Raw genomic sequence first — 26,254 nt, 5'->3', positions numbered from 1 at the left:
CCGGACCGACCGGGGGAAGTACCCTGGTATGGAGTAACCCCCGTGCCCGAATCCCTTCGCCGGGGGTAGTCGTGTTGCCATCGTGGGGCTGTGGGGCAATTCTGATGACCCTTTCCGGACTACTCGATCTCGTCGTGGCCGAAGAGCGCCTGGCCGGTCTGCTGGGCGACGTACGCGCGGGCGTCGCCTCCGACGTCTCGCTGCTCGCGCCGCCCGCGCTGCGCCCGTTCTCGGCGGCGGCGCTGGCCCGCGAGGGCGCGGCCGGGGGCACGCGCACGGTCCTCGCGGTGACCGCGACCGAACGCGAGGCCGAAGACCTCGCGGCGGCCGTCGGCAGCCTGCTCGACGAGGCGTCCGTCGCGGTGTTCCCTGCGTGGGAGACCCTGCCGCACGAACGGCTGTCGCCGCGCAGCGACACGGTGGGCAAGCGGCTGGCCGTGCTGCGCCGGCTGGCCCACCCGGTGGAGGGCGACCCGGCGGCGGGCCCGCTCGGCGTGATCGTCGCGCCGGTCCGCGCGCTGTTGCAGCCGATCGTGGCGGGCCTGGGCGACCTGACCCCCGTACGCCTGCGCTCCGGCGACGACGCCGAGCTGGACGACGTGGTGGCCCGCCTGGTGGAGAACGGCTACCACCGGGTGGACATGGTGGAGCGGCGCGGCGAGGTGGCGGTCCGCGGCGGGCTGCTCGACGTGTTCCCGCCGACCGAGGAGCATCCGCTGCGGCTGGAGTTCTGGGGCGACACCGTCGAGGAGATCCGCTGGTTCAAGGTCGCCGACCAGCGTTCGCTGGAGGTCGCCGAGGAGGGCCTGTTCGCCGCGCCCTGCCGGGAGCTGCTGCTGACGCCCGAGGTACGCGCCCGGGCCAAGGACCTCGCCGAGCGGCACCCGGCGCTGGCCGAGACCCTGGAACAGCTCGCCGAGGGCTCGCCGGTGGAGGGCATGGAGGCGTTCGCGCCGGTCCTGGCCGGTGAGATGGACCTGCTGGTGGACCACCTGCCGGTCCGGTCGGCGGTGTTCGTGTGCGATCCGGAGCGCATCCGCGGGCGGGCCGAGGAGCTGGTCCGCACCAGCCAGGAGTTCCTGGAGGCGTCGTGGATCAACGCGGCGGCGGGCGGCGAGGCCCCGATCGACCTGGGCGCGTCGGCGTTCCGCGGCCTGGACGAGGTCCGCTCCCACGCCCGTGAACTGGGGCTGCCGTGGTGGTCGATCGCGCCGTTCACCGGCACCGGCGACGACGACGGGGTGACGCTCGACGCGCACGAGGCCGAGTCCTACCGCGGCGACACCCAGCGGGCGCTCGCCGACATCAAGGGCTGGCTGGGCGAGGGCCGCCGGGTGGTGCTGCTCAGCGAGGGCCACGGCCCGGCCGAGCGGATGGTGGAGCTGCTCAAGGGCGTCGACGTGCCCGCCAGGCTGGAGCCGGGGCTGGCCGGGGAGCCGGGCAAGGGCGTGGTCCACGTCACCACGGGCCGGGTGGAGCACGGGTTCGTGACCGAGTCGCTGGCCGTGCTCACGCACCTGGACCTGGTGGGGCAGAAGGCGTCCACCAAGGACATGCGGCGGCTGCCGTCCCGCCGCCGCAACATGGTCGATCCGCTGCAGCTCAAGGTCGGCGACCACGTGGTCCACGAGCAGCACGGCGTGGGCCGGTACGTGGAGATGGTCCAGCGCACGGTTCAAGGCGCGACCAGGGAGTACCTGGTCATCGAGTACGCCAAGGGCGACCGGCTGTACGTGCCGACCGACCAGCTCGACGAGGTGACCCGGTACGTCGGCGGCGAGGCCCCGACCCTCAACCGGATGGGCGGCGCCGACTGGGCCAAGGCCAAGTCGCGGGCCAAGAAGGCGGTCAAGGAGATCGCGGGCGAGCTGATCAGGCTCTACAGCGCCCGGATGGCCTCCCCCGGACACCCGTTCGGGCCGGACACCCCCTGGCAGCGCGAGATGGAGGACGCCTTCCCCTACGCCGAGACCAACGACCAGCTCGAAGCCATCGACGAGGTCAAGCGGGACATGGAACGCCCGCTGCCGATGGACCGGCTGATCTGCGGCGACGTCGGCTACGGCAAGACCGAGATCGCGGTGCGGGCGGCGTTCAAGGCCGTCCAGGACGGCAAGCAGGTGGCGGTGCTGGTCCCCACGACCCTGCTGGTCCAGCAGCACCTGTCCACGTTCGCCGAGCGCTTCTCCAGCTTCCCCGTGGTGGTCAAGCCGATGTCGCGGTTCCAGACCGACGGCGAGGTCAAGGAGACCATGCGCGGGCTCACCGAGGGCTCGGTGGACATCGTGATCGGCACGCACCGGCTGCTCAGCCCGGAGGTCCGGTTCAAGCAGCTCGGGCTGATCATCGTGGACGAGGAGCAGCGGTTCGGCGTGGAGCACAAGGAGGCCATGAAGCACATGCGCACGCAGGTCGATGTGCTGTCCATGTCCGCCACCCCGATCCCGCGCACCCTGGAGATGGGCCTGACCGGGATCAGGGAGATGTCCACGATCCTGACACCCCCGGAGGAGCGGCACCCGATCCTCACCTTCGTCGGCCCCTACGACGAGAAGCAGATCGCCGCGGCGATCCGCCGCGAGCTGATGCGCGACGGCCAGGTGTTCTTCGTCCACAACCGGGTGGCGAGCATCAACAAGACCGCGGCCCGGCTGCACGAGCTGGTGCCGGAGGCCAAGATCGCGGTCGCGCACGGCCAGATGAACGAGAACCAGCTCGAAAAGATCATGGTGGACTTCTGGGAGCGCGACTTCGACGTACTGGTCTGCACGACCATCGTGGAGTCCGGCCTGGACGTCCCCAACGCCAACACGCTGATCGTCGATCGCGCCGACAACTACGGCCTGTCCCAGCTCCACCAGCTCCGCGGCCGGGTCGGGCGCGGACGCGAGCGCGGGTACGCCTACTTCCTCTATCCGCCCGAGCGCCCGCTGACCGAGACCGCGCACGAGCGGCTGGCGACGATCTCCCAGCACACCGAGATGGGCGCGGGCATGTACGTCGCGATGAAGGACCTGGAGATCCGCGGCGCGGGCAACATCCTGGGCGCGGAGCAGTCCGGCCACATCGCGGGCGTCGGCTTCGACCTGTACGTACGGATGATGTCCGAGGCGGTGCAGGAGCAGAAGGCCAAGCTGACCGGCGCGCCCGCGGCCGAGGGCGAGCGGGCCGAGGTCAAGGTCGAGCTGCCGATCAACGCGCACATCCCGCACGACTACGTGACCTCCGAGCGGCTGCGCCTTGAGGCGTACAAGCGGATCGCGGCGATCGGCGCGCAGGAGGACATCGTGGCGGTCCGCGACGAGCTGACCGACCGGTACGGCAGGCCCCCGCAGGCGGTGGAGAACCTCCTGGAGGTCGCCAGGTTCCGGGTACGCGCCCGCCAGGCCGGGCTGACCGACGTGACCGTGCAGGGCCAGAACGTCAAGTTCGCCCCGGTCAGGCTGGCCGAGTCGCAGCAGGTGCGGCAGCAGCGGCTCTACCCCAAGGCCCTGTACAAGCAGGCCGTGCAGACCCTGCTGGTGCCGGTGCCGAAGACCAAGCCGCTCGGCGGGCAGCCGCTGCGCGACCTGGATCTGCTGAAGTGGTGCGGCGACCTGGTCCAGGCGATGTTCCTCGAATCGGCTCCCGTCAAGCAGGCACGGTAAGGTAGGCGGGATTTGTCGGAAGGGATCCCACCGTGAAGACTCCAACGCGTCTGGCTGTGGCCGTGGCGGCCTGCGGCGTCGTCCTGCTCACCGCGTGCTCCCCGATGCAGGCGGGCGCGGCGGCGATCGTCGGCGACCAGCGGATCAGCACCGCTGACGTCGAGGACAGCGTCCGCGAGGTGCAGAAGGCCCTCCAGGCCGTCCCGCAGGCCCAGCAGCAGCTCCCGCGCCCGGTGCCGCAGTCGGTGCTGCTCCAGCTCGTCGAGACCAACAGGTACGCGCAGCTCGCCGCGCGCGAGAAGGTCAAGGTCACCGACGGCGAGATCGACGCCTTCATCGCCAACCAGAGCGGCGGCAACCCGCGCCAGATCGAGCAGGCCCTGCTGGTGCAGGGGGTGCCGCCGTCGCAGAGCCGCGACTACGTGCGCGCCTTCCTCACCGGCCAGAAGCTGATCGTCGAGCTGGGCGGCGGCACCGACGACGCGTCCCTGCAGCGCGGCCAGCAGGCGCTGGTCCAGAAGATCCAGCAGGTGCCGGTCACCTTCAACCCCCGCTACGGCCAGTGGGACCAGCAGCAGGGCACGTTCCTGGCGACCGAGCGCTTCGGCAAGGCCCCGCAGCAGGCACCGCAGCAGGCACCGCCCGGCCAGGGCATGCCCGAGCAGGGCGGCCCGCAGCAGGGCGGTCCCGAGGGCCAGTTGCCGCAGGACGGCTGACCCGGCGGGTGATGCCGACATGCCGCTGATCCTCATCACCACCTCGCCCCGGGTCGCGCCGGGGCTGCTCGGGCACGACGCCTGGCGGCTGCTGCGCGAGGGACGGACCTACACCGGCTCGGCCGGCCATCCCTGCCTGCCCTACCTCGCCGAAGCCGGGGTCCAGGTCGAGGTGATCGACCCCGAGCCCTCCCGGCTGGTGGCCGAGGCCCGGCAGGGCCAGGTCGTGTGGCTGGCCGCCCAGGACGGCGACGCCGACGTGCTGCGCGCGGTCGGGCAGGTGGCCGTCGGCCAGGACGACCCGCCGGTGATCGAGGTCGTGCCCGGCTCCTATGACCTGCCGGGCGCGCGGGTGCTCGACCTGGTGGGCGTGATGGACCGGCTGCGCAACGAGTGCCCGTGGGACGCCAAGCAGACCCACGAGACGCTGGTCCCGTACCTGCTCGAAGAGGCGTACGAGGTGCAGGAGACCGTCGAGGACGGCGACTACCCGGCGCTGCGCGAGGAGCTGGGCGACGTGCTGCTCCAGGTCGCCTTCCACTCCCGGCTGGCCATGGAGCGCGACGACGGCTTCGACATCGACGACGTGGCCGCGGGCATCGTGGACAAGCTGGTGCGCCGCCACCCGCACGTGTTCGGCTCGGTCGAGGTCGGCGGCGAGGCGGAGGTCACCGACAACTGGGAGGTCATCAAGGCCGCCGAACGGGCCGCCAAGGGCAAGGAGTCGGTCCTTGACGGCGTGCCGCTCGGTCAGCCGTCGCTGACGCTGGCGGCCAAGCTGCAAAGCCGCGCCGAACGCATCGGCGCGCCCGCGGACCTGCCAGGCGAGGGCGTCTCCGCGCTGGGCGCGCGGCTGTTCGAGCTGGTGCGCCAGGCGCGCGCCGAGGGCCTGGACCCCGAGGCCGAGCTGCGCGCCGCGGCCCGCGCCTACCGCGACCGCGTACGCGCGTGGGAGCGTACGACCGGCTGACCGGCCCCATTCTGTAGGGCCTCATCCCGTAGAGCCGCACCCGGTAAGAGGGAGGCGCCGCACCCATGGACGGCCGGAAGGCGCACATCGATCCGTTACGCCCGGGAGACCCGCCCATGCTGGGCCCCTACCGGCTCCTCGGGCTGCTCGGCGAGGGCGGCCAGGGCACGGTCTTCCTGGGCGAGGCCCCCTCCGGCGAGCGCGTCGCGGTCAAGCTGCTGCACGCCAGGCTCGCGAACGACGCCACCGCGCGCGAACGCTTCCGGCGCGAGGTGGAGACCGCGCGCAGGGTCGCCAGGTTCTGCACCGTCCCGGTGCTCGACGCCGACGTGCGCAACGACCACCCGTACGTGGTGAGCGAGTTCGTCGACGGCGTCCCGCTGGACCGGCTGGTACGCGAGCACGGCCCGCTCGCCGGCGGCGAGCTGACGCGCCTCGCGGCCGGTACGGCGACGGCCCTGGCCGCGATCCACCGCGCCGGGGTCGTCCATCGCGACTTCAAGCCCAGCAACGTCCTGGTGGCCACGGACGGGCCGCGAGTGATCGACTTCGGCATCGCCCGCGCCCTGGACATGGCCACGGCCACCACCACCAGCTCGGTCATGGGCACCCCGGCCTACACCTCGCCCGAGCAGATCTCCGGCCACCCGGCGAGCCCGGCGTCCGACGTGTTCGCGTGGGCGATCACGATGGTCTTCGCGGCCAGCGGGCGCCCGGCGTTCGGGGCCCAGACGATTCCCGCGGTGCTCAACCGCATCCTGAACACCCCTCCCGACCTCTCAGAGGTCCCAGAAGGCCCGTTGCGCCACCTGCTGGAGGCGTGCCTGGCCAAGGACCCCGCCGAGCGCCCTACGGCCGCTGAGGCGCTTCTGCGGCTGGTCGGCCCCGCGAGCCTCCCGGAGGACCCCGCCCCGGCTCCGCGCGCGAGCGGGCGGCGGGCGTGGATCGCGTCGGCGGCGGGGGCCCTCGCGCTGGCGGTCGCCGGGGTGATCGTGGTGCCCCGCCTGCCGGCGGGCGGCACCAAAGGCGGCACCAAAGGCGGCACCGAAGCCGGTACACAGGCGAGCCCGACGCCCGCGGACACCCCCGTCCCCACACCGACCGGCCCCCTGCGCGCAGGCCCCCGCTTCGGCCAGGCGGGCACGGTCTACACCCGCCACTCCGACGAGGTGACCGCCGTGGCCGCCGCCCGCCTGCAGAACCGCGACGTCGCCATCTCCTCCGACCGCAACGGCCGGATCATGGTCTGGGACCTCAAGACCAGCGCCCCGATGGGCCGCCAGTTCTTCGTCGGCTCGGAGGTGCTCGCCGAAGTCGAGGTGATCGACCTGAACGGCCGCCCCACCGGCGTGCTCGGCGGCTACGACGACGCCGTACACGTCTGGGACCTGGCCACCGGCGAGACGGTCAGCGTCTTTCGCGGGCACACCAGCGACGTCACCTCGGTCGCCGTCGTCCGCCTGTCCGGCAGGCCGGTGGTGGTGTCCGCGGGTCCTGGCGGCACCCGCCTGTCGGACCCGGCCACCGGCCGCCAGATCGGCGGCGTGATGCTCGGCCACAGCGGCGGCGTCCTGTCGACGACCGTCGCGGAGCTGCGCGGCAGGCCCGTCATCGTCACCTCCGGCGTGGAGCGGGACGGCCGGCTCATGATCTGGGACGCGGCCACCCAGCGGCGGATCGGCCCCGCCTTCAACAGGCCCGGCAGCCAGAAACTGGTCTCCAGCGCGGTGGCCGGGCGCCCGGTGGTCGCGATGGAGAACGAGAAGACGATCACCGTGCTGGACCTGGAGACGGGCAGGCCGCTGTACGCGCCGCTGCGCGGCCACGAGGCCCCGGTGTCGGGGCTGGCGGCGGCCACGCTCGGCGGGCATCCGGTGCTGCTGTCGTCGAGCTGGGACATGTCGGTGCGGGTCTGGGACCTCGCCAAGGGCGTCCTGCTGGGCCGTCCGCTGGGCGGGGCGGAGGACTGGGTGCTCGACGTGGCCGCGGGCCGGGTGGACGGCCGGCTCGTCGCGATCGGGGCCGTCGAGGACGCCACCGTACGGACGTGGTGGCTCGAATAGAACCACGCCGAGCGTGTCGATAGGCTGCTCACCGCCAACCGTACTTCCGAACCAAGGAGCGCTTCGTGGCTGCCATCGAGGCCGTTAACGCTCGCGAGATCCTCGACTCCCGGGGCAACCCCACGGTGGAGGTCGAGGTCCTGCTGGACGACTACAGCACCGGCCGCGCCGCGGTCCCGAGTGGCGCCTCCACCGGCCAGTTCGAGGCCGTGGAGCTACGCGACGGCGACGAGCGCTACGGCGGCAAGGGCGTGGAGAAGGCGGCGCTCGGCGTCACCGACGAGATCGCCCCCGAGATCGCCGAACTCGACGCCGAGGACCAGCGGCTGATCGACCAGACGATGATCGACCTGGACGGCACCGACAACAAGTCCCGGCTGGGCGCCAACGCGATCCTGGGCGTCTCGCTGGCCGTGGCCAAGGCCGCCGCCGACAGCGCCGACCTGGAGCTGTACCGCTACCTGGGCGGCCCGAACGCGCACCTGCTGCCGGTCCCGATGATGAACATCCTGAACGGCGGCGCGCACGCCGACACCAACGTGGACATCCAGGAGTTCATGATCGCGCCCATCGGCGCGAGCACGTTCTCCGAGGCCGTGCGCTGGGGCGCGGAGGTCTACCACACGCTGAAGGCCGTGCTGAAGGAGAAGGGCTACGCGACCGGCCTGGGCGACGAGGGCGGCTTCGCCCCCAACCTGCCCTCCAACCGCGACGCGCTCGACCTGATCATGGTCGCCGTCGAGCGGGCCGGTTACACCCCCGGTGAGGACATCGCGCTGGCGCTCGACGTGGCGGCCACCGAGTTCCACTCCGGCGGCACCTACACCATCGACGGCAAGGGCCTCACCACCGAGGAGCTGATCGCCTTCTACGCCGACCTGGTCGACTCCTACCCGCTGGTCTCCATCGAGGACCCGCTGGACGAGGAGGACTGGGCGGGCTGGAAGGCCATCACCGCCTCACTGGGCGCGCGGGTCCAGCTCGTGGGCGACGACCTGTTCGTCACCAACCCCGAGCGGCTGGCCAGGGGCATCGCCGAGGGCGCGGCCAACGCGCTGCTGGTCAAGGTCAACCAGATCGGCACCCTCACCGAGACTCTCGACGCGGTCGAGCTGGCCCACCGCAGCGGCTACCGCTGCATGATGAGCCACCGGTCCGGCGAGACCGAGGACGTCACGATCGCCGACCTGGCGGTGGCCACCAACTGCGGCCAGATCAAGACCGGCGCCCCGGCCCGCTCCGACCGGGTGGCCAAATACAACCAGTTGCTGCGCATTGAAGAACATCTGGGAGATTCCGCCCGCTACGCGGGTCGCGCGGCCTTCCCGCGTTTCACTCGCTAGCGTTGGGGGCGGCGGTCCGGTCTGGGCACGGGCCGCCGCACCCCGAGCGGGTGCCCGACGCAGGGAGGGCAGTGCATGAGCAGGCGGCCGCAACTGACCGGTCGGGCCGCGGTGCTCGCGGTGGTGGTGTGCGCGATCGCGATGAGCCTGGCCTATCCGGTCAGGGAGTTCATCGCGCAGCGCCGCCAGATCGCCGAGTTGCAGCAGCAGCAGGCCAAGGAGCTGGACGCGCTGCGCAAGCTGCGCGATCGCGGCAGGCAACTGCAAGATCCCGACTACACCATGCGGCAGGCCAGGGAGCGGCTGTTCTACTGCGAGCCGAACCAGAAGTGCTTCGTGGTGATGGACCGCGGAAAGGCGCCCGCCGCCCGTAAGCCGGGGCGCGCCCCCAAGCCCAAGGCGCCGTGGTACGAGTCGCTGTGGAAGTCGGTCGAACTGGCCGACCACGGCGTCTCCCGGTGACCTCGCCCCGGCTTTCCGCACTGGTTTCCGCACTGGTTTGCACTGGAGGACGGCCGATGGCCGATCGAGACGACGACCTCGGCACGGCGGAAGACAACGTGGAAGATGTGGTCGAGCGCCAGCTCGGCCGCAGGCCGCGGGGGATGCGCGGGGTCGCGCACCGATGCCCCTGCGGGCTGCCCGACGTGGTGGAGACCGCGCCGCGGCTGGCCGACGGCTCCCCGTTCCCCACGCTGTACTACCTCACCTGCCCGCGGGCGGCCTCGGCGATCGGCACGCTGGAGTCCTCGGGGCTGATGCGGCGGATGCAGCAGCGGCTGGCCGAGGACCCCGACCTGGCCGCCGCCTACACCGCCGCGCACGACGACTACATCGCCCGCCGCGACGCCGCGGCCGAGCGCGACGGCCTCGCGCCGCTGCCGCGCGGCACGCAGAGCGCGGGCGGGATGCCGGACCGGGTGAAGTGCCTGCACGCCCTGGTCGCGCACGAGCTGGCCGTACCGGGGGCCAACCCGCTCGGCCGCGAGGCCCTTGACCTGCTGCCGAAGTGGTGGGCGGACGGCCCCTGCGTGCCGCCAGAATCAGAGGAGGCTTCATGACCCGCGTGGCCGCCGTGGACTGCGGCACCAACTCGGTCCGCCTGCTGATCGCCGACGTCTCCGGCGGCACGCTGACCGAGATCGAGCGCCTGATGGAGATCGTCCGCCTGGGCGAGGGCGTGGACCGCACCGGCAGGCTGGCCCCCGAGGCGCTGGCCCGTACGTTCGCCGCGATGCGCGGCTACGCCAAGCTGATCGCCCGGCACGGGGCCACCGAGGTGCGCGTGGTCGCCACCAGCGCCACCCGCGACGCGGAGAACCGCGACGAGTTCCGGCACGGCGTACGCGAGATCTTCGGCGTCGATCCCGAGGTGGCCACCGGGGCCGAGGAGGCCGCGCTGTCCTTCGCGGGCGCGACCAGAGACCTGACCGGCCACCCGGGGCCGTTCCTGGTGGTGGACATCGGCGGCGGCTCGACGGAGTTCGTCGTCGGTCCCTCGCCCGCGGGCGCGCTGTCGGTGGACATCGGCTGCGTACGCCTGACCGAACGGCACCTGAAGGGCGGCGACCCGCCGTCCGCCGAGGCCGTGCGCGCGGTCACCGCCGACATCGACCGGGCGCTGGACCGCGTCGAGGCCGAGGTGCCGGTCCGCGCGGCGCGCACACTCGTGGGCCTCGCCGGGTCGGTGACGACGGTCGCCGGAATCGCGCTGGGGCTGCCTTTCTATGACCCCGAGCGGATTCACCATTCATTCATCGCGGCCCGTGACGTGCACGAAGTCACTCTCCGTCTCCTGGAAAGCACCCACCAAGAACGAGCGGAGTTGCGTGTGATGCATCCCGGCCGGGTCGATGTCATCGGTGCGGGCGCGCTCATCTTGGACCGCATCGTCACCCGTTTCGGATTCAGTGACGTGGTGGTCAGTGAACATGACATTCTCGACGGTATCGCCTGGTCACTGGCCGGAGTGTGACACTCTGTAGACGACCGGCGCATTTACTGGTAGTTGAGCGGTTATCGCGTTTGTGGTTAGGTAGGGGGGCTTTTCCGAAGCTTTGCCGTGGGGCCCGGCACAGCTCCGTGCCGGGGCGGCAACCGTTTCGCGAAGCACTCTTTTCTTTTCTGAACGGAGCATGCCCTCATGAAGTCCACCGGTTTAGTCCGCCGGCTCGCCGCGCTCGGCGCGGGCGTGGCCATGGCGGCGACCATGGCCACCGGGGTGCTCGCCTCTCCGGCGGCAGCCTCTGTGAGCAAGTCGTCCGCCAAGCCGAAGGTCTCGGCGAACACCCCCACCGCCTCTCCCCGGCACTACGAGGGGGAGTGTCCGGTCAAGGTCACCTTCTCGGCCAAGGTCAAGGTCAAGGCGGTCAAGAAGAAGACCACCCTCGTGTACCGCTGGCTGCACGGTGACGGTTCCAAGAGCAGGGTCAAGTCCTACACCCTCAAGGGCAAGGGCACCAAGCACCTCACGCTCAAGGAGCAGGCCACCTTCAAGCGCGACACCAAGGGCTGGCAGCGGCTCCAGGTGCTGTCGCCGCGCAAGGTGACCACGGCCAAGCGCTACTTCAGCGTCGACTGCGAGGGCCGCCCGCCGGTCCACCACGACCCGCAGTACGTGCGGACGTACGTGAACGTCGAGCCGGACCGCTACGTCGGCGAGTGCACGCCGTCCACCCGCATCGGCGTCAAGGGCGTCATCTCGGTCGGCCGCCCCGCGTGGGTGCGCTACCGCTGGGTCCAGAACGGCCACGTCGTGGACTACGGCAAGACCAAGGTCTACGACAGCAAGCGGGTCTACTACTCCTTCAAGGCCCGTGACACCCACCGCGGTTACGTGGCGCTGGAAGTCGTCTCGCCCGAATACTCCAAGGCCAAGGACTACTACAGCGTCTACTGCAAGGACGAGCGGCCCGAGCCGCGCGTCAGCGCGCGGGTCAGCGGCCCGTCGGACTACGCGGGCACCTGCCCGGTGGCCCGGACCTTCAACGGCAGCATCAGCGTCAACACCGACCGCACCGCCGTCGAGTACCGCTGGGCCGGCCCCGGCTACCGCGGCCCCGTGCAGCGGGCGTACTTCCGGCACGCGGGCAGCGAGTCGGTGAACCACACGGTGCGGGTCGGCGAGAGCGACCGGGTGCACCGCTGGATCGAGATCGTCGGCCCTGGTGACGAGCGCTCCAACACCGCCACCGCGCGCGTGCGCTGCGCCTCCGAGCCCGACGCGAAGGCCTGGATCGTCAGCCTGTCCAACAGCGCCGACAAGACCACCTGCGACGGCGAGACCGGTCCGTCGGTGAAGCACGTGGCCAAGGTCCGCGTCACCGGCGCCACCACCCTGTCCTACCGCTGGGAGGTCAACGGGTCCGCGTCCACCGAGATCGAGCGTTCGGTGAAGGGCCCCGGCACCGAGTCCCTGGCCTGGGGCAGCGGCCCCGACCAGGGCGACACCACCAAGGGCACGGTGCGGCTGGTCCTCACCGCCCCCAACGGTGACACCGCGAGCGACACCTTCTCCTACACCTGCTGACACACCCGTCAGCGGACTACCGGGGCGCGGCACCCTTCGGGGCGCCGCGCCCTGCGTGTTGCTGGCACGATCGTCTGCATGAGTTCCGTTCCGCCGGGCACCGGCTGGCCCGAAGATCCCGCCACCGCCGCGACGCCGGTCGCCCACGATCCCGACGACGTCGTGGCGCTGGCCGCGGGCGGCGACAGCCCCGCGGAGCTGGCCGCGCGGCAGTCGGTGTGCCGGGCCTGCCCGCGGCTGGTCGCCTGGCGGGAGGAGGTCGCCGACGTCAGGCGGCGGGCGTTCGCGGCGGAGACGTACTGGGGGCGTCCGGTGCCCGGCTGGGGCGACGACGAGCCGCGTGTGGTGATCGTGGGGCTGGCCCCCGCGGCCCACGGCGGCAACCGCACCGGCCGCATCTTCACCGGCGACCGCAGCGGCGACTGGCTGTTCGCCGCGCTGCACCGTACGGGTCTGGCGGCCATCCCGACCAGCGTGCGCGCCGGAGACGGCCAGCGCCTGATCGGGGCCAGGGTGATGGCGGCGGTCCGCTGCGCCCCGCCCGCCAACAAGCCCACCCCGCAGGAGCGCGCCACCTGCTTCCCGTGGCTGGCCAGGGAGCTTGAGCTGGTCGCGCCGGGCACCAGGGTCGTGGTGACGCTCGGCGGGTTCGCCTGGCAGGCGGCGTGGCCGGCGCTGCGCCAGGCGGGGTTCGCGCTGCCGCGCTCGCGTCCGCCGTTCGGGCACGGGGCCGAGGTCGAGATCGCCTACCGGGACGCCCCGGTACGCCTGATCGGGTGCTACCACCCGAGCCAGCAGAACACCTTCACCGGCAGGGTCACCGAGCGGATGCTGGACGACGTCTTCGCCCGCGCCGCGGCCCTGGCCGGGCTCTCCCCGCCAGTGTGACGCCAGAGTGACGAACGTCGCAACCCCCCGGTTGGCATCGGTGGACGAGTCGGGCGTAAGCTTGTGAATGTATTCACAAGGTAGGGCCAGTGCGAGAGGTGGGCACCCAAGGTGAACCACGATTCCAAGCACATCTTGATCATCGGCGGCGGCTACGTCGGCCTCTACACCGCGCTGCGCCTGCAGCGCAAGCTGCGCGGGTCTCTGCGGAACGGCAGTGTGCGCATCACGCTGGTCGACCCGCAGTCCTACATGACCTACCAGCCGTTCCTGCCCGAGGCCGCGGCCGGCAACCTCTCCCCGCGCCATGTGGTGGCCCCGCTGCGCCGGGTGCTGCCCAAGGTCCGCATCCTCAACGGCCGGATCACCAAGCTGAACCACGCCGGCCGCACCGCGACGTTCGAGCCCAACGAGGGCTCGGCCCGCGAGATCGGCTACGACATCGTGGTGATGGCCGCGGGCTCGATCTCGCGCACGCTGCCGATCCCCGGCCTGACCGACATCGGCATCGGCTTCAAGACCATCGGTGAGGCCATCGGCCTGCGCAACCGGGTCCTGCGCCAGCTCGACGTGGCCGAGTCCACCGACGACGAGGAGGTCCGCCGCAGGGCGCTGACCTTCGTCGTGGTCGGCGCGGGCTTCGCGGGTGTGGAGGCGCTGGCCGAGCTGGAGGACATGGCCAAGGACTCCACCCGCTACTACCGCAACATCGCCCCCGAAGACCTGCGCTGGGTGCTCGTCGAGGCCACCGAGCGGGTGCTGCCCGAGGTCGGCCCGGAGATGGGCCGCTGGACGCTCGGCGAGCTGCGCGGGCGGGGCATCGACGTACGGCTCGGCACCCGCCTGGAGTCGTGCGTGAACGGTCACGTGGTGCTCTCCGACGGCGACGCCTTCGAGGCCGAGACCCTGGTCTGGACGGCGGGCGTCAAGCCCAGCCCGGTCATCAACGCCACCGACCTGCCGCTGGACGAACGCGGCCGGATCAAGGCCACCACCCGCCTCACCGTGGCCGGCCACCCGGACGCCTTCACCGCGGGCGACATCGCGGGCGTGCCCGACGTGACCAACCCCGGGCAGTACTGCGCGCCCAACGCCCAGCACGCGGTGCGCCAGGCCAAGGTCCTGGCCGACAACATCGTGCGCCGGCTGCGCGGCGAGGAGCTGCTGGAATACCGGCACAAGTACGTCGGCTCGGTCGCCGGGCTCGGCCTGCACGAGGGCGTGGCCAACGTCTACGGCATCAAACTCCGTGGACTGCCCGCGTGGTTCATGCACCGCACGTATCATTTGTCCCGGGTACCAACCCTGAACAGGAAGGTCCGCGTCGTCGTGGAGTGGACTCTCGCGCTGTTCTTCAAGCGGGAGACCATCTCCCTGGGCGAGATCCATCGCCCGCGCGATGAGTTCCGCGCCGCGGTCGCCGCTGACCGCCGTCGCTGAACGGGATACTATTCCGCACGCCGTGCCCCACGTCCCGCGGGGCGTGGGCGGCGTGTGAGGGGAGAAGATGGTGGGGCTGTCGCCGACGAGCGCGCTCGCGCCCTGCCGTACGGCGTCCGGCCCCTTCTCCCTTCCCTTCGTTGCCTCTGCCATCGCCGCCGGGTGTCGGCATGTTCGGCCTTTGACCGGTATCCGAGGAAAGTTCTGGATGTCCAAGGTCGGACACTCTCAGTACGCCCGCTGCGGCGTTCGAGTCACCCTTTACGGGCCGCCTCAACCGGTCACCATTCATGCCCGTGACCGCGGCCCGCGCCGCATTCCGCACCGGGGGCGCCGACTGTGCGCCCTGATGCGCGCCGATCGGCCCGCGACCTGCGACGCCTTACACCGCAGCGCGGACATCTGCCACTAAACCCCGCCAAGGGGTCTCCTCTTGACCCCTGGTGGCTTTAGACTTCGTCCGTAATCGGCGTTACGTCATCTCCTGTGACCCCTGATGCGAAACTGTGCTCCTCTTATGAGTGGTCCATTACGTATGATTGCGGCGCCCCCGTAGCCCAATGGCAGAGGCAAACCCCTTAAAAGGGTTGTAGTGCGGGTTCGAGTCCCGCCGGGGGCACCTCTGCTGAAGCGTCTAAGAATCGTCGCCCACGTGCGCATTCGTAGTTAGACGCGAGGTTGGGTCACCTTCGACGGCCTCTTTGGACTCTCCGGGATACCCCCGCTCGTAGCGCAACGTACGCTCCTCGTCGCGGAAATAGATCGGCCCAGGTAAACCGAATGACTTTCTGTCGGTCGCGACGTCGCGTTGCGGCTTCTTCATCAATTCGTCTCCGCGCCGACCTCGCCCCGTTGTAATCGGACACGACGCTGGAAGGGGCGGCTCAGGGACCGTAGTGACGACGGTGACGTAAGTGGCGAAGCCGGAGTCATGGGGCACACCGCCCGGCTGCTTGGAAACTTCCCGCTCGGGCCGGGAACCACCGGCCCCCGCGGAACGTTGACCAGAGCGCCCCGGCCCGCCGTGCCGGGGACCGCGTCGCGGCGTCCGACGTCCGCGGGGGGTTCCACCAGGTCCAAAAGTGAAGACACAAATCGCTCGATAGGGCTCTGTGATGCGTGATCTACTACCCTGATCGCGTAGCCGGCCGCAGCGTGGAGGAAGCGATGGAGAGCAAGAACCCGATCTTCAGTCGGCAACGGAAGGGCGGGCAGGCGTGGGGCGGCCCCACCCCGAGCCCCGAACAACTCCAGGGCATGTACGACGCCCCGGCGTACGCTCCGCCGGCGCAGCGCCCGATGACGATCGACGACGTCGTGGTGCGCGGGTTCATGACCCTCGGCACGCTCGTCGTGACGGGTGCCGCGGCCTGGGTGCTCAACGTGCCGCTGGGCATCGCGGTCGCCTGTGCGCTGGTCGGCGTGGTGCTCGCGCTGATCGCGTCGTTCAAGCAGAGCACCAACCCGGCGCTGATCCTCGGTTACGCCGTCTTCTACGGCGTCTTCGTGGGCGCGCTGAGCCACCAGTACGAAATGTTCTACAACGGCATCGTGCTGCAGGCGGTGCTCGGCACGGCCTTCGCGTTCGGCGCGGTGCTCGCGGTCCACTCACTCAAGATCATCCGGGTCACCCCCAAGCTGGTCCGGTTCGTCAGCGCCGCGGCCATCGCCGCGCTGGCCCTGATGCTGGTCAACCTGGTCGTGGGCTTCTTCAACGACGGCGGCATCGGCATCCGCACCGACAGCCCGCTCGGCTGGGTCTTCAGCATCGCGATGATCCTGCTCGGCTGCTTCTTCCTGCTGCTCGACTTCGACTCGATCGAGCAGGCGATCCGGATGGGCGCCCCGGAGAAGTTCGCCTGGCAGGCCGCGTTCGGGCTCACCCTGAGCCTGGTGTGGATCTACCTGGAGGTGCTCCGCTTCGTCAGCTACTTCACCTCCAGCGACTGACGCGACTGGCGGCGGCTGACGGCCGCCGGCAGCGAGTGATCACCGGCCCGGCGCGCCGAAGGGCCGCCGGGACCGGGGATTGCGGAGGAATGACCCCGCTTCGGCGGGGTCTTCCGTTTTGTGGTGGTTCGTCGGTAGAACGAAATGATCTACGGTTGTTCGGCGAAGAGATGTGACTCCGGTCTTGCCATTTGGCCGCCCATGTTGCAGGGTCGAGCAAAGGAGCTCATCCGTGGAGGTGCCCATGTCGCTGAACCACTCACCGGAGATGCAGAACAAGCTGATCGCCAGGGTCGCTACGATCACCGGGCGCGAACTCCCAGAGTGGTTCCAAGCCATCGACAACGGCCCGGCTTTCCTGCGCTGCGAGGAGCGCGCGAACTGGCTCGCCGACGAGCACGGGCTGTCCCACGGCTATGCCGCCGCGATCGTGCGCGAGCACGAGCGGCACCGCCGTCACCGCATGTAGTCGTCCTCGATGCCCGCGCCCCGCGTTCGGCGCGGGCGTCGTTTCGAGCGGCCCCCGGCGCCCGCGTTGCGCCATGATGGGGCCATGGATCTCGACAGCGCACGCGCGTTCGTGCGCGACAACAACAGAGCGGTCCTGCTGACCAGGCACGCGGACGGGCGGCCACAGATGTCGCCGGTCACCGTGGGCGTGGACGACGAAGGACGGCTCGTCATCAGCAGCAGGGAGACCGCGGTCAAGGTACGCAACCTGCGCCGTGACCCCAACGCCGTGCTCTGCGTGTTCACCGACGCGTTCTTCGGCGAGTGGATCCAGGTCGAGGGCACCGCGGACCTCCTGCCGCTGCCCGAGGCGATGGACGAGCTGGTCGCCTACTACCGGCGGATATCCGGCGAGCATCCCGACTGGGACGACTACCGCGCCGCGATGGTGCGGGACCGCCGGCTGCTCATCCGCATCGAGCCGGTCAAGGCCGGCCCCGACGTCCACGGCTGACGTCACAGCCGGACGGTGACCGTGTGCGAGGCCCCTTCGTCGTCGGCCATCCCGCCGAACGTGAGGGTGAGCCGCGCGCCGGTCCCGGCATCCGCGAGCAGCCGGTGGCCGCGCAGCACTCGCCGTACCGGCCGGTCCCAGGTCACCGTCAGCCCGTCGAGCGCGCGGCGCGGATCGGCCACCGTCACGGTGGCCGTGCCGTCGCCGCGCTCGCGGACCAGTACGGCGCACGGCGCGGACGCGCCCAGCGGGCCCGCCGTGCCCTCCTGCCAGAAGTTCACCGCGGTCAATCCCAGCGCGGGCACCCGCACGCCCTGCCGCCCGGCGGTGTTGGCCAGCACTCGCATCCAGCCGGGGTCGGCCGCGCGGGCCCGGGTCGCGGCCCGCGTCGCGCCCGGCATCAGCAGGTAGACGTAACCCGCGCCCTGCGGATCGGCGCCGTGGTCCAGCCACAGCGTCACGTAATCCCTGGTCACCGTCCCGGCGGTACGGGCGGCACGCAGCGTGCGCAGCGCGGGACCGCCCGGCAGCACATAACCGCCGTGCCCGGCCAGGTGCGCCCAGCCGCGCTCGACCGTCAGCGGCGCGGTGGTCCGGCGGTTGTCCACGATCGTCTCCACCGGCACACCGTCGCCCGCGGTGATGCCCGCGCCCAGGCAGATGACCGCGTCGTCCAGGAACACCCACGTCTTGAACGCCTCAAGAGTGCTCTCCAGCCCGTTGAGGTGCTGGCCGGCGGTCGCGTACTCGCCGTCGGTGGCGCCGCCGACCCAGCGGCCCGGCGGGCAGGTGTCGCCCCACGAACCGCCCGCGCCGTCGGGCAGCCGCAGCGTGGACACCGTCGTGCCGGGCAGGCGGTAGGGGTCGGCGGTGGCCCAGAAGGCGTCGGAGTAGTGGTCGCCGTGGCCCTCGGCCCACCAGTAGAGCATCCCCGAGCCGGTGTGCCAGCCGCGGAGGTTCTCGCCGTTGCCGTATTCGTAGTGGCCGACCCGGTGGGAGGCCATGCTGAGCGCCGCGCACCACCCCGGACGCCGGTGCACGGCACGCGCGCTCATCGTCATCAGCCGGTGCCCGGTGGGCTCGGCGGCGGCCGGGATCGCCTCGTCGTCCAGGATCGCCGCGAGCCGGGCGTGAAAGGCCAGGTCACTGCGCTCGGCGGCGGGCAGCATGGGTTGTGCGGTGTCGCGTACGGCCCAGCCCTTGACCATCGCCCGCCAGCGCGAACGCGTCGTCGCCGACGCCGACTCGGCGAGCTGCAGGATCGCCGCGGCGAGCTCCCGGCCCCTGCGGTGGTCGCCGAACGCCTGCCTGGCGATCGACCGGCCGCGCACCAGGTCCATCACGAAACCGTCGTGGACGAACGGTGCGAACGACCGCTCCACCGCGTCGAACACCCGCTGGTCGGCGACCGGCCACGGCGAGCCGCGCAGCACCGCGAACAGCGTCGCCAGCCCGGTCAGCAGCGTCACGCCGTACGCGCCCTGGTAGGGGATCGTGGTGTGCTGGATGAACGAGCCGTCGCGGTAGAACCCGTCGCCCGCAGAAACCAGCGGGAACACGGGGGCCAGCGCGGCGGCGGCCAGCGCCGCCCTGCCGTGGTCGTCGTCCAGCATCGCGCGCAGCAGCATCACCGTGCACAGATCGACCCGGTTGGCCGCGGTGCTGGTGCCGGTGTAGGAACCGAGCACGCTTTCCGGGACGAACCGATCCACCGCATCGCGCAGCCCGGCCCGCTGCCGCGCGGTCAGGTGCGGGCCGATCAGCAGGGCCGCGTCCAGCAGCGCCCGGGGCACGCCGATCCGCCAGTGCCACCAGTTGCCGACCTGCTCGGCGTCGGCGGAGTAGACCCGGGCGCGGTAGTGGTCGATCCCGGTGGCGACCGCCGTGGCCAGCGCGGCGTCACCGGTCAGCCCGGTGCCCGGCAGTACGTGGGCGCGGGCCATCGCCCGTAGCCGGGCCGGTGTCGCGACGAACGACGGGAACGCCTGGTCGGGCCAGAGCCACCCGTCGGCGGGGGCCATCGTGTCGCGGTATCCGGCGGCCTGCGCGCCGAGCCGGGCCAGCCCGGTCCGGTACGGCTCGGCCGCCGGGTCGAACGGCGTCGCCGCCGTCACCGCGAGCCAGCGGCGGCGCAGCGCGACGAAGGAGGTGTCCGGGGCGTGCGCGGGCGGCGCGGGGAACAGCGCCCCCAGCGCCCCGGCCGCGCCGAGCGCGCCGAACCGGAGCAACACCCGCCTGGGATGGCCGCGCACCCCAGGATCATCCCACTACGACAGCCGCTCCAGCAGCATCGCCATGCCCTGGCCGCCGCCCACGCACATGGTCTCCAGACCGATCGTCTTGTCGTGGAAGCGCAGGCCGTTGAGCAGGGTGGAGGTGATCCGGGCCCCGGTCATGCCGAACGGGTGGCCCACCGCGATGGCCCCGCCGTTGACGTTGAGCCGGTCGAGGTCGATGCCCAGCTCCCGGTAGGAGGGGATGACCTGCGCCGCGAACGCCTCGTTGATCTCCACCAGATCGACGTCGCCGATCGCCATCCCGGCCTTGGCCAGCGCCTTGCGGGAGGCCTCGACCGGGCCGAGGCCCATGATCTCCGGCGACAGCCCGGTCAGGCCGGTGGAGACGATCCTGGCCAGCGGAGTGATGCCCAGTTCGGCCGCCTTGGTGTCGCTCATCACGACGACCGCCGCCGCGCCGTCGTTCAGCGGGCAGCAGTTGCCCGCGGTCACCGTGCCGTCCGGGCGGAAGGATGGCTTGAGCCCGGCCACCTTCTCGTACGTCGTGCCGGGCCGCGGGCCGTCGTCCTTGCTCACGACCTCGCCCGAGGGCAGCGTCACCGGGGTGATGTCGCTCTCCCAGAACCCGTTCGCCAGCGCCTTCTCGGCGAGGTTCTGGGAGCGGACGCCGAACTCGTCCTGCTCCTGGCGGCTGACGCCCTTGAGCTGGGCGACGTTCTCGGCGGTCTGGCCCATGGCGATGTAGACGTCGGGCACCTGGTCGTCCTCGCGCGGGTCGGACCAGGTCAGCCCGCCCTGCGCGTACTTCGCGGTACGCGCGCCCGCCTCCTCGAACACCGGGTTGCGGGTGTCGGGCAGCGAGTCGGAGTTGCCCTTGGCGAACCGGGACACGCACTCCACGCCCGCCGAGACGAACACGTCGCCCTCACCGGCCTTGATGGCGTGGAAGGCCATCCGGGTGGTCTGGAGCGAGGAGGCGCAGTAGCGGGTGATGGTGGTGCCGGGCACGCCGTCCAGGCCCAGCAGGGTGCTCACCACCCGGCCCATGTTGAACCCTTGCTCGCCTCCCGGCAGCCCGCAGCCGAGCATCAGGTCGTCGATCTGGGCCGGGTCCAGCTCGGGGACCTTGGCCAGGGCGGCGGTGATCATCTGCGCGGCGAGGTCGTCGGGGCGGATGCCGGTGAGCGAGCCCTTGAAGGCGCGGCCGATGGGCGAGCGTGCGGTGGCGACGATTACTGCCTCGGGCATGGGGCACTCCTGTGTGATTCGGCGCTCTGATGCGGAGATTACCTCGCGGGTCCGTGCTCGTCCCGGCCGGGGGCCGGATAACAGAACTTTGTACTACGCGGCTCCGGCGGCGCGCTCAGCCGTACATGCCGGGGGCCGACACCGCGCCGTCCTTGATGCCGTGCAGCGCGCCGCGCTCGTCGCGCCACAGCCGCCAGCCGTCCTGGCTGCCGGTGAACCAGGGCGGCGGGGGGCCCTGGCTCTCCGCGCGCTTGCCGGTGCCGAGGTCGTACTCGCACAGGGCGGCCACCGAGTAGAACCCGGGCGGCTGGCCCTTGATCGGCAGCGGCTTGGGGTCGGTCACGCAGAACGACCAGGCGTGCTGCTTCTCCTGCTTGGCGGCGCGGCCGGTGGCCAGCTCGTAGGCGGCGCCCTGCGCCCCGTGCTTGAGGAAGCCGATGCGGTCCATCCGGGGCGGGAAGGCCAGCCACCAGCCCGATCCGGGGGCGTCGCCCACGCCGATCTGGCCGAGCACCCGCCCGGTCGCCGGGTCGAGCCGGGCGAAGCCGCCGTAGCGGCCCTGGTCGTCCACCGGGCGCACGATCGGGGCGAAGCCGGGGTTGCCGCTCGGGTAGACGCGTACGACGCTGGGGCGCATCCAGTTGATCGAACCGTCCTCCAGCCGGACGGAGAAGATGCCGAAGGCGGAGACCTTCCGCTTGCGCGTGTCCGGGTAGGGGGCGATATATCCGACCAGGTCGTCTTGTGCGGGCCCGAAGGCCCATCCGCCCGACATGTCCACTCCGTCGCCGAGCGCCCGTTCCACCGGCTGCTGCCAGACGACCTTCCTGGACTTCAGGTCGTAGCTCTCCAGCACCGGGTGGCGGGCCAGCCGCAGCACCACCACGCGCGTGGCGTCGGACCACTCCACCTCCGCGATGCCCGGCAGCCGCCACAGGGTCTTTCCGGTCGCCGGGTCGAGCATCACCGTGCGCGCGGCGGCCGTCGCGGTGTGCTCGGTCAGGCACAGGTAGGGGCCGCAGCTCTGCGGCCCGAACGACGAGTGGACCGGGCGGCTCCAGCGCGGGCCGCCGGTACGCGCGTCGCGCGCCACCAGCGTGGCGTGCCACTTGCCCTTGCGGGCGGGCGGGTCCAGCGACGCGACCACCGTCTCGCCCTTGCCGGTGGTGACGGCGGCGGGCGGGGCCACGCCCATGCCGGGCAACCGGCCCGCCATCGTGGCCGGGGCCGTCCACAGCCGCCGTCCGGTGGCGAGTTCGGCGGTGAAGGTCTCCATACCGCCGTCGGGCCGCAACGCGGTGGCGGCCAGCACCCCTCCTGCGGTGGCGATCCTGCTCACCGCGTTGACCTGGCCGTTGGACCAGGTGGGGGCGGCCTGCGTGGCGGCGTCGCTGCCGGTGCAGCCGGCCAGGGCCAGCACGCCCGCCAGTGCGGCGGCGGGTCTCTTCAGGCGGTGGGCGGGGTGGGGGCGGATCACGGGCATTCACTCCTAGAGGCAGGGAGTGACGGCCCTGGGGCGGAGTGTGAGCGAGGTCAGGCGTCGTCGGGCAGGGCGGTCGCCCGTCTGCGAAGAAACCTGACCCGGCGTCGTTGTGGCGCGGCCGTACGGCCGGCGACGTCGGTACCGGTGACCTCGGTGCCTGACTCCTCCGCGGCCAGGGCCGCCGCAAGGTAGATCGACTTCGATCTCGCGCCACGCTCGGGCTCGGGCTCGGGCCAGAGCCCCAACGCGGTGCATACAGAAGGTAGCACCGCGTAAGCAGCCTGTTGGTAACCTCTGGCAGATGGGTGATATCGATCGGGTCCGAACATCTCGCCCGGGTTTGTCGCGAATTCCGGTCCTAGCAGGTCCGCGAACGCCACCGTACGCCCGCCCGCCTCGACCACCGCGACCGTCTGCGCCGCGGCCAGCTCCCGGCACCAGCGCCGGGTGATCCAGCGCAGCGGCTGCGCGATCGGCCGGACCGTTCCCAGATCAGGGCAGGTCCCGACGACCACCTCCGCCCCCGCGTCCACCAGCCGCCGCACCGCCTTGCTCAGATGCGCCACGGCCTGCGCGGGCCGGGTCTGCGTGGTGACGTCGTTGGCCCCGATGAAGATCACCGCGATGTCGGGGCGCGTCGCGATGGCCTGGTCCACCTGGCCTTCCAGGTGGGCGGACTCGGCTCCGGACATGCCCGCCACGGTCAAGCGCACCGGGCGCTCGGCCACCGCCGCCAGGCCGTTCGCCAGGATCACGGCCGGAGTCTCCGCCGGGTCGTTCAGCCCGATCCCCACCGAGGTCGAGTCGCCCAGCATGACCAGGCCGATCGGCTCGCCGGGACGGTCGCCGTAGATCCCGTCGGCGGGCGGCCCCTGTTCGGCCACCGGCCGCCCCACCAGCCTGCGCGCCAGCAGCCCCTCGGCCACCAGCAGCCCGTAGGCGACCGCCCCCACCGCGGTCAGCCCGCCCCCGCCGAACGCCGCCGCCGTGGCGATCCGCCGCGCCGCCCGCGCGACCCCCGGAGTCCAGATCACGCTGCCCCCTTGTACCGATGACCACGTGCGTAGTGGTCTTTCTCGGTTCTTCCTCGGAGAACAGCAAGTAGACGCGCCTCGATCATCCTTCTTTTCGTGCTGGTCACGGTAGCTTTGGGAACAAGACAAGCGCTTTCGTGGGCAAAGGTGGTTTCGGGCGGTGCGCGTACATGACTCGCTGATCGAGCTGATGGGGAACACCCCCCTCGTCCGGCTGCACAACGTGGCGGCCGGGGTGCCCGCGCAGGTGGTGGCCAAGGTGGAGTACTTCAACCCGGGCGGTTCGGTCAAGGACCGCATCGCGCTGCGCATGGTGGAGGCGGCCGAACGCTCGGGAGCGCTCCAACCCGGCGGCACGATCGTGGAGCCCACCTCGGGCAACACCGGCGTCGGGCTGGCCATCGTCGCGCAGCGCAAGGGCTACCGCTGCCTGTTCGTGGTGCCCGACAAGGTGGCCCAGGACAAGGTGGCGGTGCTGCGCGCGTACGGGGCCGAGGTGGTGGTCTGCCCGACCGCCGTCTCACCCGACCACCCCGACTCCTACTATTCCGTCTCCGACCGCCTGGCCCGCGAGACGCCGAACGCCTGGAAGCCCGACCAGTACTCCAACCCGGAGAACCCCGCCAGCCACTACCACTCGACCGGGCCGGAGATCTGGGAGCAGACCGAGGGCCGGATCACCCACTTCGTGGCGGGCATCGGCACCGGGGGCACGATCAGCGGCGCGGGCCGCTACCTGAAAGACGTCTCCGGCGGCCGGGTCAAGGTCATCGGGGCCGACCCCGAGGGGTCGGTCTACTCCGGCGGGTCCGGACGCCCGTACCTCGTGGAGGGCGTCGGCGAGGACATCTGGCCGGACACCTACGACACCGGCGTGTGCGACGAGGTGATCGCGGTCGCCGACCGCGACTCCTTCGGCATGACCAGGCGGCTGGCCCGCGAGGAGGCCCTGCTGGTCGGCGGCTCGTGCGGGATGGCCGTGGTCGCCGCGCTGCGGGTGGCCGCCGCCGGGAGCCCGGACGACGTGGTCGTGGTGCTGCTGCCGGACGGCGGGCGCGGCTACCTGTCGAAGATCTTCAATGACGACTGGATGGCCGACTACGGCTTCCTGTCCACCTCGACCGACGAGGGCGCGGTCCGCGACGTACTGGGCCGCAAGTCCGGACAACTGCCGCAGTTCGTGCACACCCACCCGCACGAGTCGGTGGGCACCGCGATCGAGATCATGCGCGAGTACGGGGTGTCACAGCTCCCGGTGATGAAGGAGGAGCCGCCGGTCATGGCGGCCGAGGTGATCGGCTCCATCGTGGAGCGCGAGCTGCTGGACGCCCTCTACCACGGCCGGGTGGACGCCTCCGACCCGCTCGCCGGGCACATGTCCGCGCCGCTGCCGATGATCGGCGCGGGGGAGCCGGTCTCCATCGCGGTCGCCGCCCTGGAGAAGGCCGACGCGGCCGTGGTCCTGGACGACGGCAAGCCGGTCGGCATGGTCACCCGCCAGGACATCCTGACCTTCCTCACCAATCACTAGCCTCTCTATGCGGCTGCGGCGGGGAGCTGGGCGATGACCTCCCAGGCCCCGTCGGGCGCGCGGCCGGCGAACAGCCGGCCGCCCAGCGCCTCGACCCGCTCGCCCATGCCCACCAGCCCGAACCCGCCGCCCAGCCGCAGTGTGCGGCCCTCGCCCGGCGGGCTCTCGTTGCGCACCCGCATCCACAACCAGCCCTGAACCAGCCGCAGGTCGATCTCCACCCACCCGGCGTGCGGCGCGTGCCGCCTGACGTTGGTCAGCGACTCCTGGAGCACCCGGTGGAGGGTCGTCCACGTCTCCTGCGGCAGCGCGGCCTCGCTCACCCCGCGGCCCACCTCGAAGACCGCCTTCGTCCGGCCGCCGGTGTTGAAGCGTTCCACCAGGACGCGCATGTCGGCGAGCGCCACGCCCGGCGTACGGGAGGCGTCGTCCTGCGCCCGCAGCACGCTGACCAGGCGGCGCATCGAGGTCAGCGCGTCGGCCCCGGCGGTGGCGATGGCGTCCAGGGCGGGCACGACCGCCTCCGGCTTCTGCTCGGCGACCGTGCGGGCGGCCTGGGCCTGCACGACGATGCCGGTGATGTGGTGGGCCACCAGGTCGTGCAGCTCCCTGGCGAGTTCGAGGCGCTCGGCCCGCCGTACGGCGTGCGTGGCCTGGTCCCGGCGCTCGCGTTGAAACCGCAGGTAGGCCCCGGTGCCCGCGGCGAACGACCAGGCCATCAGGCTGAGCAGGCCGATGGCCAGCGCGGCGACCTCCTCCGACCGGGTGCCCGACGCCACCACCAGCACGATCATGGACGCCAGCGCCAGCAGCACCGCCCGGCCGATCGGCTCCACCCAGCGCAGCGTCCCGACCGTCAGGAACAGGATCGCCCAGCCCTCGGTCATCCCGATGTACTGTTCCGAGCCCACCGGCCCCATGGCGTTGATCACGATCGACGCCACCAGTGACAGCCCGAGCAACCCCGCCAGCGCCTGCACCCGCCACCGGGCCCGCGTCAGCACCGCGACGAACCCGGCCACCCCGCACACGAACGGCAACAACGCCACCGGCCGCTGGGCGAGCCCCATCCCGAGATCGCCGATGAGCAGCAGACCCATCCAGCCGATCAACGTGATCCGGCCGAGCCTCCTGCCCCAATAGACGAGCCGATTGGTGTCACCCACGGCATCGAGCCTAAGGGGCCCGCCACCGGCCCGTATCAGCCGTTC

The 26,254-nt window shown here is 71.6% G+C and carries 20 protein-coding genes and 1 tRNA gene; 16 read left to right on the top strand and 5 right to left on the bottom strand.

Annotated features, from left to right (window positions below; genetic code table 11):
• Positions 1–104: 104 nt before the first annotated feature.
• The 15 genes from mfd to DP939_RS19615 all read left to right on the top strand — a co-directional run bounded on the left by mfd (position 105) and on the right by DP939_RS19615 (position 17,510).
• On the top strand, positions 105–3,647 hold the full coding sequence (gene mfd / locus DP939_RS19685) for a transcription-repair coupling factor (protein ID WP_113982172.1): 3,543 nt from the start codon (positions 105–107) through the stop codon (positions 3,645–3,647).
• Between the two features lie 32 nt (positions 3,648–3,679).
• Positions 3,680–4,363: a SurA N-terminal domain-containing protein gene (locus tag DP939_RS19680; RefSeq protein WP_147268051.1), complete on the top strand. Its 684-nt coding sequence runs from the start codon at positions 3,680–3,682 to the stop codon at positions 4,361–4,363.
• A 19-nt stretch (positions 4,364–4,382) separates the two neighbouring features.
• Positions 4,383–5,333, top strand: coding sequence for a MazG family protein (locus DP939_RS19675; RefSeq protein ID WP_113982170.1), 951 nt, complete (start codon positions 4,383–4,385; stop codon positions 5,331–5,333).
• 65 nt (positions 5,334–5,398) lie between these two features.
• A complete protein-coding gene (locus tag DP939_RS19670; RefSeq protein ID WP_113982169.1) occupies positions 5,399–7,396 on the top strand; it encodes a serine/threonine-protein kinase in 1,998 nt (665 codons plus the stop codon).
• 65 nt (positions 7,397–7,461) lie between these two features.
• Positions 7,462–8,739, top strand: a complete 1,278-nt coding sequence (gene eno, locus DP939_RS19665) for a phosphopyruvate hydratase (protein WP_113982168.1) — start codon at positions 7,462–7,464, stop codon at positions 8,737–8,739.
• A 75-nt stretch (positions 8,740–8,814) separates the two neighbouring features.
• A complete protein-coding gene (locus DP939_RS19660; protein ID WP_113982167.1) occupies positions 8,815–9,201 on the top strand; it encodes an FtsB family cell division protein in 387 nt (128 codons plus the stop codon).
• A gap of 56 nt (positions 9,202–9,257) precedes the next feature.
• Positions 9,258–9,800: a DUF501 domain-containing protein gene (locus DP939_RS19655; RefSeq protein WP_113982166.1), complete on the top strand. Its 543-nt coding sequence runs from the start codon at positions 9,258–9,260 to the stop codon at positions 9,798–9,800.
• On the top strand, positions 9,797–10,714 hold the full coding sequence (locus DP939_RS19650; protein ID WP_113982165.1) for a Ppx/GppA phosphatase family protein: 918 nt from the start codon (positions 9,797–9,799) through the stop codon (positions 10,712–10,714). The genes DP939_RS19655 and DP939_RS19650 overlap by 4 nt, the downstream gene beginning before the upstream one ends.
• Before the next feature lie 168 nt (positions 10,715–10,882).
• Positions 10,883–12,268: a hypothetical protein gene (locus DP939_RS19645; protein WP_113982164.1), complete on the top strand. Its 1,386-nt coding sequence runs from the start codon at positions 10,883–10,885 to the stop codon at positions 12,266–12,268.
• Between the two features lie 78 nt (positions 12,269–12,346).
• A complete protein-coding gene (locus DP939_RS19640) occupies positions 12,347–13,156 on the top strand; it encodes a uracil-DNA glycosylase (protein WP_113982163.1) in 810 nt (269 codons plus the stop codon).
• Positions 13,157–13,267: 111 nt separating this feature from the next.
• A complete protein-coding gene (locus DP939_RS19635) occupies positions 13,268–14,596 on the top strand; it encodes an NAD(P)/FAD-dependent oxidoreductase (RefSeq protein ID WP_113982162.1) in 1,329 nt (442 codons plus the stop codon).
• 546 nt (positions 14,597–15,142) lie between these two features.
• A tRNA-Leu gene (locus DP939_RS19630) sits at positions 15,143–15,215 on the top strand.
• A gap of 548 nt (positions 15,216–15,763) precedes the next feature.
• Positions 15,764–16,546, top strand: a complete 783-nt coding sequence (locus tag DP939_RS19625) for a Bax inhibitor-1/YccA family protein (protein ID WP_113982225.1) — start codon at positions 15,764–15,766, stop codon at positions 16,544–16,546.
• Positions 16,547–16,790: 244 nt separating this feature from the next.
• Positions 16,791–17,015, top strand: coding sequence for a DUF4287 domain-containing protein (locus DP939_RS19620; protein ID WP_111168973.1), 225 nt, complete (start codon positions 16,791–16,793; stop codon positions 17,013–17,015).
• A gap of 84 nt (positions 17,016–17,099) precedes the next feature.
• Positions 17,100–17,510: a PPOX class F420-dependent oxidoreductase gene (locus DP939_RS19615; RefSeq protein WP_113982161.1), complete on the top strand. Its 411-nt coding sequence runs from the start codon at positions 17,100–17,102 to the stop codon at positions 17,508–17,510.
• Positions 17,511–17,512: 2 nt separating this feature from the next.
• Here the strand turns inward: DP939_RS19615 and DP939_RS19610 are convergent, their stop codons facing one another.
• From DP939_RS19610 to DP939_RS19595, 4 genes are all read right to left on the bottom strand, one after another.
• Entirely contained in the window at positions 17,513–19,762 is a 2,250-nt protein-coding gene (locus DP939_RS19610) for a polysaccharide lyase 8 family protein (RefSeq protein WP_113982160.1), read from the bottom strand.
• Between the two features lie 15 nt (positions 19,763–19,777).
• Entirely contained in the window at positions 19,778–20,995 is a 1,218-nt protein-coding gene (locus tag DP939_RS19605) for an acetyl-CoA C-acetyltransferase (protein WP_113982159.1), read from the bottom strand.
• Between the two features lie 115 nt (positions 20,996–21,110).
• A complete protein-coding gene (locus DP939_RS19600; protein WP_113982158.1) occupies positions 21,111–22,478 on the bottom strand; it encodes an outer membrane protein assembly factor BamB family protein in 1,368 nt (455 codons plus the stop codon).
• Between the two features lie 50 nt (positions 22,479–22,528).
• Positions 22,529–23,512 (bottom strand): SGNH/GDSL hydrolase family protein, encoded by a 984-nt coding sequence (locus DP939_RS19595; protein WP_113982157.1) that lies wholly within the window; start codon positions 23,510–23,512, stop codon positions 22,529–22,531.
• A 160-nt stretch (positions 23,513–23,672) separates the two neighbouring features.
• Here DP939_RS19595 and DP939_RS19590 point away from each other — a divergent pair, with 160 nt between their 5' ends.
• Positions 23,673–25,043, top strand: coding sequence for a cystathionine beta-synthase (locus DP939_RS19590; RefSeq protein WP_113982156.1), 1,371 nt, complete (start codon positions 23,673–23,675; stop codon positions 25,041–25,043).
• Between the two features lie 5 nt (positions 25,044–25,048).
• Here the strand turns inward: DP939_RS19590 and DP939_RS19585 are convergent, their stop codons facing one another.
• Complete coding sequence (locus DP939_RS19585; protein ID WP_113982155.1) at positions 25,049–26,209, bottom strand: sensor histidine kinase; 1,161 nt, start codon at positions 26,207–26,209, stop codon at positions 25,049–25,051.
• Positions 26,210–26,254 lie beyond the last annotated feature (45 nt).

The organism is Spongiactinospora rosea (genome assembly GCF_003315795.1).
In the GTDB taxonomy this organism is placed as follows: domain Bacteria; phylum Actinomycetota; class Actinomycetes; order Streptosporangiales; family Streptosporangiaceae; genus Spongiactinospora; species Spongiactinospora rosea.
The sequence above is the reverse complement of the archived record's forward strand: the minus strand, read 5'-3'. Positions and strand labels throughout refer to the sequence as shown.